We start from the raw sequence: 12,161 nt of genomic DNA, 5'->3' as shown, positions 1-12,161 counted from the left end.
ATCAAAAGGATAACAAATTATAGTAATCATCAAAATATAAAGTATTATGAAAAAAGCAAGAGTGCTGGTATTGATTTTTGTAGTATTGATCAATATCTGTTGTGGAAATAAATCATTTGACCTGTCGTCAGTTTCCTTAGGCGATGATGCAAAAAAGTATGATTTTGAAAACAAAGACTTATTTATGAAAGATGCCACAAAAACCGATATCATTCAATATTATGCTGATGAAAACAAAGGAATGACCTACGGAAATATCCCATTAGATAATACAATGGGTACAAGGATTACAGTATACAAAGGAAAAGTAGGGGCTCTCGATACCAATGCTGCCGAAAAATACTCTTTGGAATTTGTGGAAAAAATAATAAAAAAACATGGGAATCCTACAGCTTCTATTACAGATAAAGCAACTGTAGATGCCAAACTGGTAAAACCGGTTTTTGAAAAGCTTAAAAAACTGTCTCCGGAAAAAGTGTCATGGAACCAAAATGAGAAAAATTCCTTTACATATCCTACCTCTTTCTTCTGGGATGATGGGAAAAACTATTCTATACTAAGTATCTCTATTGAAGATGATGGGAAAATAAGAAATAAATACATTTCCGTTACGAAAGACGCATATCGTAATAATGCCGTATTTGGATTGAAATATCCAACACCTCCAGCTTCTCCGTGGTATAAATACATGAACTAAAAGTCATTGAGAAAAAAGTGAAAATAGAAGAATAAACGCTCAGATATTTTTACTTGGACTTGAGAACAGAACAGATGGGAATAAAAAAAGAAAGACCATACATCGCATATATCATTTTAGGAATAATAGCCGTATGCTTTGTTTATTTTATACTGTGGATTATTTTCAAAGAAAAAATGCCGCTGCATGAATATGCTTTTGAAATTGCCAATAATTATGACAGCTATGCAGAAAAGGCAATAATTTTTATTCCTCTATTGATTTTTGTACTCATCTTTATTGCTTTAATGAAACCTAATGCTGCTAAACGGTTTTTACGTTTACAGTCATCCCTTCCAACATCAAAGATACATTCAGTAGCCAAGGGGTTGGTAGAGGTTGAAGGAACTTTAATAATGAAGAATCCTTTATTTTCACCGGTGAAAAATGAAGTTTGTATCGGATATTATTATACTATTGAAAATATAGACAGAGATTCTGACGGTAAAGAAACATACCGCACAGTTCACCGGGAGACACAATGTAATGTTTTTCATATAAAAGATGATACAGGAGCCATAGAAGTAGAACCTGATGGAATTGAGCTTGTTTTGCTGGGAGAAACCAATATAAGCAGCCATGGCAGCAAAAGATATACAGAAACTCTTTTGAAGGATGGTCAGAAAATGCTGTTGGTTGGATATACAGATTCTAAAAACGGAGTTCCTTTCATAAGAAAAGATGATTATTATAAAATCCTTGGGATTACTTCAGCATCAGGAATCACCGTTTGGAATAAGTATCAGCCGCTGCTGAGGTCATTTGTGTTTACCTGCTCCATTATCCTTTTAATAATTATTTATATACTCATACAATAATGAATCAGACCGTTGCAATTATACTACTTATCCTGTTGGGAGTTGTTATCATCAGCTTTTTTATCAATCTGTATAACAAATTGGTTATGCTCAAATTTAACGTTGAAAAAGCATATGGAAATATTGATGTGGTGCTGAAGCAGCAGGCAGATGAAATCCCCAATCTGGTCACTGTAGCCAAACACTTTATGAACTACGAGGAAAAGCTCCTTACCCGCCTTACGGAGCTCAGAACTTTTTATAACAACACTACAGATGCAGACCAAAGGACAGCCTTGGCAAATGAAACTTCAAAAGCTTTATCATCCTTCTTTGCCGTTTCTGAGAACTATCCCGAGCTGAAATCTAATCATAATTTTCTTGAGCTGCAGAAAAGAGTCTCCGAACTGGAGAACAGAATAGCGGACAGGAGAGAATTTTTTAATGATAGCGTTAACCTTTATAATATAGGAATTCATGAATTTCCAAATGTTATACTGGCAAAAATGCTTGCATATAAAGACAAAACATTACTTGAGATAACAGATGCTGAAAAACAATATAATGGAGTTCAGTTTTAATACCTTTTTCGGATTAGAAGATAGAATAACAGATTACCCGGAAGTCACCATTTTCGGAGCTATGCTCCTGCCGGTTTTGTTGGTTATTCCGATTGCATTGATAGGCTGGATCTTCAGAAAGCTTAAATTCAATATGTACATCATTCATGTACTGCTGTATACCCTGCTTTTTACATTTGTATTGGGAGCTATTACCATATTTGTACTTTTCTTTATCACAGATAAAAACGGCGTGAAACTGGCTTACTGCTGGCTTACGGTCTTCACGGGAATGTTTATTTTCAGTTTAATCAATGCCAATACCATTACCAAGATGTTTAAAGATTGGTCCAAGATCATAAAAGAAAAACAAAATCAGTAATTTTGAATTAAAATATCTACCCCTCAGGATAAGTATATGAATTAAATAAAGGTAGTTAAAATAGGACAAGACAAATAAAAAATCCTTTCCGGATACTTGAATCATTTTTTTGTTTTATTATTGATAAACTGATACTAACACTAACATTATGAAAAGATTAAGAAATATTCTAATACCAATGATCTGTTGGACGCTTGCTTCATGCGGCCATCAGAAAAATAAAGATACTGAGTCTTTGATTGAAACGCAAGGCAGTACTCAGACAGAACCCTTTAATCTTGCCAAAATTGCTGTTGGAGAAAACATCAATGAAATTTTAAAATCTGCCGGAGCCACAGCAAAAGAAGCTGTACGTACCAATGAAGTTACCCTGATAGGAAATGAAAAACTGGCTTTTTCCTCAAAAGAACTGTTACACTTCAACGGAATAGATCTGGAAGGGAAGAATAATAAAAATACCAATAAAGTAATTTTACACTTCGGAAAAGTAGATCATGAAATAGGTCCTCTTGCCAATGAAAAAGAAGATGAACTGGGAATGTATCAGCTTGATATTTATACAGAACAACAAAAGACAGCACTCTTGGATAATTTAAACAAAACATTGCAGAAACCTAGTTTTGATACCATCCATGAAGGTTTTGAATCAGAAGTTAAAGATAATGAGATCATCCAGACACATAATAAACTCACACAGGAAGTAGCGATCTGGAGAAACAAAGACATGCTCTATTACTATTGCGAAACCAAAATAGATAACAGACCAGACGAATACCGCTGCAATCTCTTTGTATTCAGAAATAAAGAATGGAAAGACCTCCTGAAAGGATCAGGGTATCCCGATCTGGATAAAATTCATTGAATTAAGATAAAAGCAACAAAAAAAATTAAGACATCCGCTTAGTCAAATCAGCCAGCTGATTTCTCTGTGCTCTCTAAAAATAAGGCATAAGAAAATAAAACTTTTGCGTTAAAAAACATCCGCTCAGTCCGCAAAATCTGCGAGAGTTTCAAAAAGAAAAATGGCTGGTTTTCATAGAAGACCAGCCATTTTATATTAAATGAATATTTGAATTATTTTACTAAAAACTGTATTGTAGTCTGATCCAGTTTCAAAATATAAATTCCCTGCCCAAGATTTCTTGTTTTGATAGAATTTCCACTTCTGAAAGGCTGATCAATGGTCTGAAGCACCTTCCCCTGAAGATTATAAATCTCCGCTTTTTTTACCTTCTGAAGATCCCCTTTTACAAAAATTTCCTGATTGGTAATTGGATTGGGTGAGATTTTAAAGCTGTTAGAAGTTGTTTCCGAAGCCGTACTTTGAACCATTCTTGCCGTTGATCCGGAATAACAGGTCCATGAAAGATCATCAATAGCAACTCTGTTACTTGTTGAATTGTTCACCAGGCTTATCATTACATTTCCGGAAATATTGATATTGTTGATAGTTGTAGTTGCTGCTGAAGCACTGTAAGGAATCGTTCCTACACTTGTTCCATTCACTTTTACATCAAAAGTATCATTACTCCCTGTAAACTTAAGTTGTGTAGTTACCGTCAGAGATCCAATACCATTGGCAGAATTGCCAGAAGTTAAAGAACCGCTTCTTACTGTAATCGCTTTATTATTGAGAGTTTGGTCAGTTCTTGCATCCGTTGCAGTCCATGAGATCCCTCCGTTACTCCAGGTTCTGCTGGAATAAGTAGCGCTGGCTGCAGGAATGGTTTCAAAACTTTCATTGGCACAATTGGTAGCCGGAGTCGTCGTTCCGGCATTGGTAGTCCCGGAAACGGTAGAACTGTTCGATGAAGAATTTCCTGCCGCATCCTTTGCTACAACATAAAAGCTGTAGGAAGTTGAAGGAGTAAGCCCTGAAATAGTTGTAGAAGTAGAGCTTACTGTAGTTTTCAGGCTTCCGTTCATATAGACGTTATAAGCGGTAACGCCTACATTATCTGTAGAAGCATTCCATGCAAGAGAAATGCTGCTGGACGTTTTTCCTGAAACATTCAGTCCTGTCGCTGTGGTAGGAGCCTGAGTGTCGCTTGAAGGCTGCTGAGAGCCCCAGATAAGATTAGCGTAATTAGGATTATCAATAAATGGATTTCTATTCCCCTGATAAGTATAAGAAGCATTATTTCTTTTGATCTCAGCCTGAGAAACAGGATCCTGATTGTGCCAAGCCAGCAAAACATTCAGTTCCCATGTCTGCAATCCCGGGAAAGCAGAGCTTCCCAACATATCTCCCGATGAAAAACTAGAAAGCTTGCTTTGATAGCGGGTTACAAAATAGAAAATCATACGGGCTACATCTCCTTTAAACTCGTCAATCGGCTCAAAAACGGTCCCCGAATATCCTGAAGAAGCTGAAGTTCCAAGTTTTGAACCGTTCTTTGAGGTGAAAGAAGCACTTCCAACCTTTCCGAAGGGATAATTGCTTCTCATTCCGTTTACCTTTCCATCCGTAGCCCTGATGAAATTAATGTCAGAAACCATTGGGGAAGCTTCATTAAAGAGACTTTGGGGAATAATATGCTCTCTGTTATAGCAATTTCCTTCCGTAGAATAGGTACCACATTGGTTGGTTCCCGGAGTATATTTGTAAGGATCAGTTCCTGAAGGTTTTTCAGAATAAATATCTAGGATAGAACCGTCATTTTCATAATCCTTATCAATATCTGTGGTTTTATAGGCGGTCCACAACCCATTGTAGCCTTTATCCTGGTGACCGCTGGTGATGATACTGCTTAATGAAGTTTTCAGCGCTGCACCACTCAGTCCATTCGCAGAATTGTAGTATCCTGCAGGAGCCTGTGCATGGGCAAGTCCTGCAAATACTGAAAATAAGATGATTTTTTTCATATCAATACAAGTTTCAACAAGATTACCACATTTTTGTGAATAAAAAATTAAGGAATCGTTAATTTTAAAATGCACTGCATGTAAGAAGTAATGAGGGAAGAATTATGAATTATGAATTATGAATTATGAATTATGAATTATGAATTATGAATTATGAATTATGAATTATGAATTATGAATTATGAATTATTTTGTGATTAAATATCAGCGTTTCTTTATTCCATCAATAGGACCGGGCTTTAGCCCGGTTTCGATTTACAATAAAAACAATTTTCATTCGGCTTTAGCCAAAACTTAAAGAATAAAAGATCATATTTGACAATCATCTGTGAAAATCTATGTCATCTGTGGGAAAGCATAAACCATAAAAAAAGCCGGTACAAAACGTACCGGCTTATATAATGGATGACTTAATTTTACTTTCTTTGTGGCGGATAATTTTTCATAATCTCAGCCATAATTTCAGGAATTTGTCTCTGTTTTGCTTTTGGAGAATCTACAGAAATTCCGCTTCCGATACCCTGCCAAACCAATTTATTGCTTTTTGCATCAATCAGGTCAACAATCAGTGCTCCTTCATTATAATTCGTTGTCCATGTTCTGTTCATGCCAACGCCCCATCCGAATGGTCCGCCCCATCCCCACATTCCGTAAGGTGTAGAGGAATTAATATCTGTAACCTTTTTATGATTCGCTTTTACGTTGATAATTAGATCAGGGTTTTCTCCGGACTGTAATCCTTTGCTCTGAAGCTGTCTCGACAGTTCATTCAGCACTCTGTCTTTATCAATATCATTCAATTTTAGATCATCAATTCTTATTTTATAGGTTTTGTAAGAATTGAAATTGGCTGTTTCAGCATAATCTGAACGTACCTGAAAAGGGCTACAAGAAGTTAAACCTAATGTAGCAGACGCCAACAAAATAAAAATATATTTTTTCATTTTATTTATTTTTTTTTATCGCTTTTAATGAATGTATCAGTCTTTTTATCGTACCCGTAAGGACAGTGTCTGCAACCGCTTTTACAGCAATGACCTCTTTTCAGATGAAATTTTTCTGTAAAAACTTTGTACCCCTGTTCATTATAGTAGAAGTCTTCACCTTCTTTGATGTCATAATGGGCCATAAGTTAAATGCTTGTCAAAAAACTTTTTATATTTGTTACTATGATAATTGTATGCCAAAAGCCTTTAAAAAAATTAAAAATTAATGGCATTGCTCTCTTTCCCTTTATCTTCATTAGGAAACCCGAAGATAAGGAAAATAATGTATTGATCAATCACGAAAAAATCCATTTACAGCAACAATTGGAAATGCTCATCATTTTCTTTTATATTTTCTATGTTATTGAATATTACTATTGGTTCTTCAAACTCAAAGACGGTTATCTTGCCTACAGAAGGATTTCATTTGAAAGAGAAGCTTATACCAATGAAAAGAACCTGAGCTACCTTAAAAAAAGAAAGTTCTGGAACTTTAGAAAATATCTGTAAAGTTGCGAATGATGAGTTTTGCGTTTCGAGCTTCGGGGATTCGGGATTCAAGGCTTTGGAACTTGGTTTTTGGATTTCATATTTTAGACTATAATTTTCAATATTCAACATTTAATATTCAATAGGGGTGGGCTTTAGCCCACTTATCAAATCAATCAAAATGCATCTGGCTTTAGCCAAAACTTAAAAAATTAATACTCCTCATCACACGAAATTCGTACATTATCAAATAAAATCATCTGCGAAAATCTGTTTCATCTGCGGGAAAAACTCAATGAGCGAGAGCTCATAAAAATAAGAACTCTACACAACACTAAATCTTTTCCTACTTTTGCAAACAATAAACCTTGAGTAGTCAAAACTGAAATGCTATTACAACTTCCCCAAGAGCCTATTCCCATTCAGGAAATTTTCATTCATAAAAATGTAAGACTTTTCATTAAAAGGGAAGACCAGATTCATCCGCTGATTTCAGGCAATAAATACTGGAAGCTCTTTTATAATGTGAATCACTATCTGGAAAAAAATTCTGAGAGACCTTACATTATTACCTTTGGTGGGGCTTTTTCCAATCATATAGCAGCAGTCTCAGCAGTAGGAAACTTAGCAGGTATTCCAACATTGGGAATCATCCGGGGAGAAGAACTGCAAGATAAGTGGCGTGACAATCCTACCTTACTTTTTGCCAAAAGAAATGGCATGAACCTGAAATTTGTCACCCGGGAAGAATACAGACACAAAGAAAAACTGACAGAATTCCTTCAGCAGGAGTTTCCCGAAGCATTAATAGTCCCCGAAGGAGGCACCAATGAAGAGGCTGTAGAAGGGGTGAAAATGATGCTCAACGAACAAACAAAAGATTTTGACTATCTTTGCACCGCAGTGGGAACCGGAGGAACCATTGCAGGAATTTCAAAATTTTGTGAAGACAATCAGAAAGTTATAGGATGTAAGGTGGTAGATGATGCTTCACTTGAAAATAAAATTTTTGAATTAACTTTGAGACAGAATTTTAATCTAATAGATTCATGTTTTGGAGGTTATGGTAAAATAAATGATGGAAACATCCGTTTTATCAATGATTTCAAAGAGAAATATGGTATTCCTTTAGAACCGATTTATACAGGAAAAATGATGGAGAAAGTTTTTGAACTGATAGATGAAGATTTTTTTCCTGAGAACAGCAGGATTTTATGCTTTCACACAGGTGGATTGCAGGGAATTGAGGGGGCTAATCTGCTTTTAGAAAAACAGAACAGAAATTTAATTATATAAGTAAAATTGAAAAACATGAAAAGACTTTTCCTATCCATAAGCCTTTTAGTTTTATCAAAATTTTCTGCCCAGTCTTGGGCAACCGAAGATCAGTATATTCAGAAGTTTGCTAAATATGCCGTAGAAGAAATGGAAAAATATAAAATTCCAGCTTCTATTACGCTTGCACAAGGGTTGTTAGAAACCGGAGGCGGGCAAAGCAGATTGGCACAGGAAGGTAAAAACCACTTCGGAATAAAATGTAAAGAAGACTGGACCGGTAAAACGATGAAACATACCGATGATGCACCCAACGAATGCTTCCGCGTGTATGATGATCCCAAACAGTCTTATGAAGATCATTCTATATTTTTGTCCACCAGAAAATATTACACCAACCTTTTCAAGCTGGATATGAGAGATTACAGAGCATGGGCGACTGGGTTAAAAAAAGCAGGGTATGCTACTAATCCACGTTATGCTTCCATTCTTATCACCAAAATTGAAAAGTACAAGTTATACGAATACGACAATACCAATTCTAATGAAGTATTGTACGCTGTTCTTAAAATGTATCCGGATCTGAAAGATGACAGAACTTTCATGGCACAGCTTGAGCCTTCAAAAGCAACCAGAAAAGCTAAAGAACCGGTTACGGTAGAAGTTCCTTACAAACAGACTTCTTACGCACAACAGCAAAAAAGAGTAGAAAGAATCAAAACGAAAGCTGAAATTCTGAATTCTATCCTTATCAAAAGTCATCCAAACGACGGGCTGAAATATATTGTCATTCCTGAAGATACCGATGTAAAATTCATTGCCAACAAATTCAAAGTGAGCGAAAGCAGACTGATGAAGTGGAATGAACTAGAAAATGAAACTTTAAAAAAGAATGATATTGTTTTCCTTGAATCGAAAAATTCTACAGGAAATACAGCGACCTATAAAGTAGAATCTGGTGAAGATATGCATGATATCGCTCAGAAATTCGGAATCAAATTACATAAATTATACGCTAAAAACAGAATGGATGAAGGACAGCAGCCCTCTGCAGGACAGCTTATTTATTTAATAGACAAAAAACCACGAAACTAATTTAATTTTTTGTTGAGAGTTTACCGTTGACAGTCAAATGCCAACCAGCAGCTGTCGACAGCAACCAAGTATATATGAAGTATCAAAGAAGTTCGGCTTTGTTTGATGAAGCCTACAAATACATTCCGGGAGGAGTAAACTCTCCGGTAAGAGCATTCAAATCCGTTGGAGGAGTGCCTGTTTTTATGAAATCGGCAAAAGGAGCTTACCTTACCGATGCAGATGAGAATACTTACATCGATTATATCAACTCATGGGGGCCAGCTATTTTAGGACATACACATCCTGAAGTATTGGAAGAACTGAAAATCCAGGCAGAGAAAGGATTTTCTTTCGGTGCTCCTACAGAACTGGAAACAGAAATTGCAAAATTCATCGTCGAAAATGTTCCGAACATTGACCAGATCAGAATGGTTTCTTCAGGAACAGAAGCATGTATGAGCGCAGTAAGACTGGCAAGAGGATACACAGGAAGAGATAAGATCGTAAAATTTGAAGGCTGTTATCACGGACATTCAGACTCATTTCTTATTAAAGCAGGAAGCGGTGCGGCTACCTTCGGGAACCCAAATTCTCCGGGAGTAACTGCAGGTACTGCTAAAGATACATTACTAGCCCGTTATAATGATTTTGAACAAGTTGAAGATTTGTTCCGTCATAATCAGGGCGAAATTGCAGCCGTAATTATAGAGCCGGTTGCAGGAAATATGGGGTGTGTACTGCCCGAAAACAACTTCTTACAAAACCTGAGAAAGATCTGTGATGAAAATGGAGCTTTGTTAATTTTTGATGAAGTGATGACCGGTTTCAGATTGGCTTTCGGAGGAGCTCAGGAGCTTTTCGATGTAAAAGCAGACTTGGTGACTTATGGAAAAGTAATCGGTGGTGGACTGCCAGTGGGGGCTTTTGCAGGAAGAAATGAAATTATGGATCACCTGGCTCCAAAAGGAGGAGTATATCAGGCAGGAACATTAAGTGGAAATCCTTTGGCAATGAGAGCAGGATTAAAAACCCTTCAGCTTATTAAAAATGATCCGGAATTTTTCAACAGACTCCATAAAACAACAGAAACCTTAGATTTTGAAATTGGAAAAATTTTAAATGAAAAAGGAATTGCTCATAAAATCAACAGAAAAGGTTCTATGATGTCTGTTTTCTTCCATATCAACAGGGTTTCAAACTTTGATGAGGCTCAGGAAGCTAATCATTCATTGTTCAATAACTTCTTCCACCAGATGCTTCAGAATGGAGTGTATCTTCCACCAAGTGGTTATGAAACGTACTTCATCAGTGATGCCATCAAAGATAAAGAGATTGATATGACACTGGAAGCCGTAAGGAAATTTGAATATTCCAATAAGTAAATATAAATAGAACCGGATTTTATATCCGGTTTTTTTATACAAGGATGTACCCTCAATCTGACGGGAAATTCTATTTTAAAATGATTATCTGAAACATCAATATTCACAAAGCATAAATCATACAGATTTTGTAATAAACCATACACCTCGTTCAGGAGACTTCTTTTTAATTTTGTCATAAATAGATTGGAAATGAAGACTTCTGACAATACCATCTCCCGCAAAGATTTTATCCGAAATTCAGCACTGGCTGTCGCGGGATTCACTTTAATACCTACTATCATGACGGCATCGCCTTTCTTTGATGAAAACAATATTTTGGCAAAAGGAAAAATGAGCCTTAAAAATGTTCGTCTTGAAACTGGTTTTGAATATCAGGAAGGAGAAGTAGCGTCTACCAAAACAGATCTATTTTATGTAGAAGTTGAAAACGGAAAAATTACAAAGATTACCGCGAATCAGCCTAATGCTAAAGCAGTAGATGCAAAAGGATTATTGATGCTTCCCGCCTTTAAAGACATGCATATTCATCTGGATAAAACTTTTTATGGAGATCAATGGCAGGCCGTTAGAAAAAGAACCGGAGGGATCAAAGGAATGATAGAGCTGGAACAGAAAATGCTTCCGGAAATGCTGAAAAATTCGACCTTCAAAGCAGAAAAATTGATTGAACTGTTACAGTCAAAAGGAACTTCCTATGCAAGAAGCCATGTAAATATTGAACCGACTTCAAAACTTCAGTCACTAAAAAATCTACAGAAAGCTTTAGAAAATAAAAAGAAAGGTTTTGGAGCTGAGCTGGTAGCATTTCCACAGCATGGAGTGTTTTATACTGATTCTGCGCCTTACCTGAAAGAAGCGGCGAAGATGGATATTGATTTTATCGGTGGAGTAGACCCTTTCAACATAGACGGAAACATTGAGAAGGTGGTGGATTTCACTGTTCAGCTTGCCATAGATCATAAAAAAGGAATAGATATTCACCTGCATGAAACCGGAGATTCCGGATTGAAAACGGTAGAATATCTTATTAAAAAAGTAAATGAAAACCCTTCTCTGAAAGGGAAAACCTATTTAAGCCACTGTTTTATCTTAGCTAAATTAGAAGCCGCAAAACAGGAAGAGATCGCTGAGAAATTAGCAGAAGCTCAAATTGGAATTGTTTCTACAATCCCTTTTGGTAGAATGATCATGCCAATACCAACCCTTTATAAGCATAATGTAACCGTTCTGACAGGAAATGACAGTATCGTAGATCACTGGAATACTTTCGGAACAGGAAGTGTGCTGCAGAAAGCCAACTTAATGGCTCAATTATATGGATATTCAACAGAGTTTTTACTGTCGAGAAGTTTAAAACTGGCAACAGGAAATATACTGCCGCTAGATGATAAAGGAACTCAGCAATGGCCAAAAGCAGGAGATAAAGCAGACTTTGTATTGATCAATGCAAGCTGTTCAGCAGAAGCTGTATCAAGAATTTCAGAGGTAGAATCATTGGTACATGAGGGAAATATTGTTTTTTAGTTCAAAATGAAAAACAGGTAATAATCTTACATAAATATATATTTAGTCAGTGTGTTTTTGAGCCACAAAAAGAATAGGTTTTCTT

General features: G+C 36.2%; 13 protein-coding genes. 10 read left to right on the top strand and 3 right to left on the bottom strand.

Annotated elements, in window-relative coordinates; genetic code table 11:
* The first annotated feature begins 46 nt into the window (after positions 1–46).
* The 5 genes from DBR39_RS14135 (at position 47) to DBR39_RS14115 (ending at position 3,337) form a co-directional block, all read left to right on the top strand.
* A complete protein-coding gene (locus tag DBR39_RS14135; RefSeq protein ID WP_124534126.1) occupies positions 47–697 on the top strand; it encodes a hypothetical protein in 651 nt (216 codons plus the stop codon).
* A 74-nt stretch (positions 698–771) separates the two neighbouring features.
* Positions 772–1,554: a hypothetical protein gene (locus tag DBR39_RS14130; RefSeq protein WP_124534124.1), complete on the top strand. Its 783-nt coding sequence runs from the start codon at positions 772–774 to the stop codon at positions 1,552–1,554.
* Complete coding sequence (locus DBR39_RS14125; RefSeq protein WP_124534122.1) at positions 1,554–2,114, top strand: LemA family protein; 561 nt, start codon at positions 1,554–1,556, stop codon at positions 2,112–2,114. Before DBR39_RS14130 ends, DBR39_RS14125 begins: the two co-directional genes overlap by 1 nt.
* Positions 2,098–2,475, top strand: a complete 378-nt coding sequence (locus tag DBR39_RS14120) for a hypothetical protein (RefSeq protein WP_124534120.1) — start codon at positions 2,098–2,100, stop codon at positions 2,473–2,475. Before DBR39_RS14125 ends, DBR39_RS14120 begins: the two co-directional genes overlap by 17 nt.
* Positions 2,476–2,623: 148 nt before the next feature.
* Positions 2,624–3,337, top strand: coding sequence for a hypothetical protein (locus DBR39_RS14115; protein WP_124534118.1), 714 nt, complete (start codon positions 2,624–2,626; stop codon positions 3,335–3,337).
* A gap of 212 nt (positions 3,338–3,549) precedes the next feature.
* Here the strand turns inward: DBR39_RS14115 and DBR39_RS14110 are convergent, their stop codons facing one another.
* The 3 genes from DBR39_RS14110 to DBR39_RS14100 form a co-directional block, all read right to left on the bottom strand.
* Positions 3,550–5,340 (bottom strand): endonuclease, encoded by a 1,791-nt coding sequence (locus DBR39_RS14110; RefSeq protein ID WP_124534116.1) that lies wholly within the window; start codon positions 5,338–5,340, stop codon positions 3,550–3,552.
* 416 nt (positions 5,341–5,756) lie between these two features.
* Positions 5,757–6,284 (bottom strand): DUF4136 domain-containing protein, encoded by a 528-nt coding sequence (locus DBR39_RS14105; RefSeq protein WP_124534114.1) that lies wholly within the window; start codon positions 6,282–6,284, stop codon positions 5,757–5,759.
* Positions 6,285–6,289: 5 nt separating this feature from the next.
* Complete coding sequence (locus DBR39_RS14100; protein WP_089690100.1) at positions 6,290–6,469, bottom strand: DUF5522 domain-containing protein; 180 nt, start codon at positions 6,467–6,469, stop codon at positions 6,290–6,292.
* Between the two features lie 40 nt (positions 6,470–6,509).
* On the opposite strand from DBR39_RS14100, the gene DBR39_RS14095 reads away from it, so the two are divergent.
* The 5 genes from DBR39_RS14095 (at position 6,510) to DBR39_RS14075 (ending at position 12,076) form a co-directional block, all read left to right on the top strand.
* Positions 6,510–6,836 carry a hypothetical protein gene (locus DBR39_RS14095; protein ID WP_124534112.1) on the top strand — a complete coding sequence of 109 codons (327 nt, stop codon included), beginning with the start codon at positions 6,510–6,512 and terminating at the stop codon, positions 6,834–6,836.
* Positions 6,837–7,202: 366 nt separating this feature from the next.
* Positions 7,203–8,111, top strand: coding sequence for a 1-aminocyclopropane-1-carboxylate deaminase/D-cysteine desulfhydrase (locus DBR39_RS14090; RefSeq protein WP_124534110.1), 909 nt, complete (start codon positions 7,203–7,205; stop codon positions 8,109–8,111).
* A gap of 15 nt (positions 8,112–8,126) precedes the next feature.
* Positions 8,127–9,185 carry a glucosaminidase domain-containing protein gene (locus tag DBR39_RS14085; RefSeq protein WP_103231510.1) on the top strand — a complete coding sequence of 353 codons (1,059 nt, stop codon included), beginning with the start codon at positions 8,127–8,129 and terminating at the stop codon, positions 9,183–9,185.
* A 74-nt stretch (positions 9,186–9,259) separates the two neighbouring features.
* A complete protein-coding gene (hemL, locus tag DBR39_RS14080) occupies positions 9,260–10,549 on the top strand; it encodes a glutamate-1-semialdehyde 2,1-aminomutase (RefSeq protein ID WP_103231530.1) in 1,290 nt (429 codons plus the stop codon).
* Between the two features lie 192 nt (positions 10,550–10,741).
* Complete coding sequence (locus tag DBR39_RS14075; protein WP_124534108.1) at positions 10,742–12,076, top strand: amidohydrolase; 1,335 nt, start codon at positions 10,742–10,744, stop codon at positions 12,074–12,076.
* Positions 12,077–12,161: the final 85 nt, after the last annotated feature.

Source organism: Chryseobacterium sp. KBW03 (assembly GCF_003852415.1).
GTDB classification, from domain to species: Bacteria; Bacteroidota; Bacteroidia; order Flavobacteriales; family Weeksellaceae; genus Chryseobacterium; species Chryseobacterium viscerum.
This window is presented reverse-complemented; position numbering and strand designations above follow the sequence as displayed.

Excerpts from the sequence above, each read along its gene's own strand:
- DBR39_RS14120 (WP_124534120.1), top strand. The coding sequence starts at position 2,098 with ATGGAGTTCAGTTTTAATACCTTTTTCGGATTAGAAGATAGAATAACA.
- DBR39_RS14110 (WP_124534116.1), bottom strand. The coding sequence starts at position 5,340 with ATGAAAAAAATCATCTTATTTTCAGTATTTGCAGGACTTGCCCATGCA.
- DBR39_RS14095 (WP_124534112.1), top strand. The coding sequence starts at position 6,510 with ATGATAATTGTATGCCAAAAGCCTTTAAAAAAATTAAAAATTAATGGC.
- DBR39_RS14075 (WP_124534108.1), top strand. The coding sequence starts at position 10,742 with ATGAAGACTTCTGACAATACCATCTCCCGCAAAGATTTTATCCGAAAT.
- DBR39_RS14100 (WP_089690100.1), bottom strand. The coding sequence starts at position 6,469 with ATGGCCCATTATGACATCAAAGAAGGTGAAGACTTCTACTATAATGAA.
- hemL (WP_103231530.1), top strand. The coding sequence starts at position 9,260 with ATGAAGTATCAAAGAAGTTCGGCTTTGTTTGATGAAGCCTACAAATAC.
- DBR39_RS14125 (WP_124534122.1), top strand. The coding sequence starts at position 1,554 with ATGAATCAGACCGTTGCAATTATACTACTTATCCTGTTGGGAGTTGTT.
- DBR39_RS14135 (WP_124534126.1), top strand. The coding sequence starts at position 47 with ATGAAAAAAGCAAGAGTGCTGGTATTGATTTTTGTAGTATTGATCAAT.
- DBR39_RS14085 (WP_103231510.1), top strand. The coding sequence starts at position 8,127 with ATGAAAAGACTTTTCCTATCCATAAGCCTTTTAGTTTTATCAAAATTT.
- DBR39_RS14130 (WP_124534124.1), top strand. The coding sequence starts at position 772 with ATGGGAATAAAAAAAGAAAGACCATACATCGCATATATCATTTTAGGA.
- DBR39_RS14115 (WP_124534118.1), top strand. The coding sequence starts at position 2,624 with ATGAAAAGATTAAGAAATATTCTAATACCAATGATCTGTTGGACGCTT.
- DBR39_RS14090 (WP_124534110.1), top strand. The coding sequence starts at position 7,203 with ATGCTATTACAACTTCCCCAAGAGCCTATTCCCATTCAGGAAATTTTC.
- DBR39_RS14105 (WP_124534114.1), bottom strand. The coding sequence starts at position 6,284 with ATGAAAAAATATATTTTTATTTTGTTGGCGTCTGCTACATTAGGTTTA.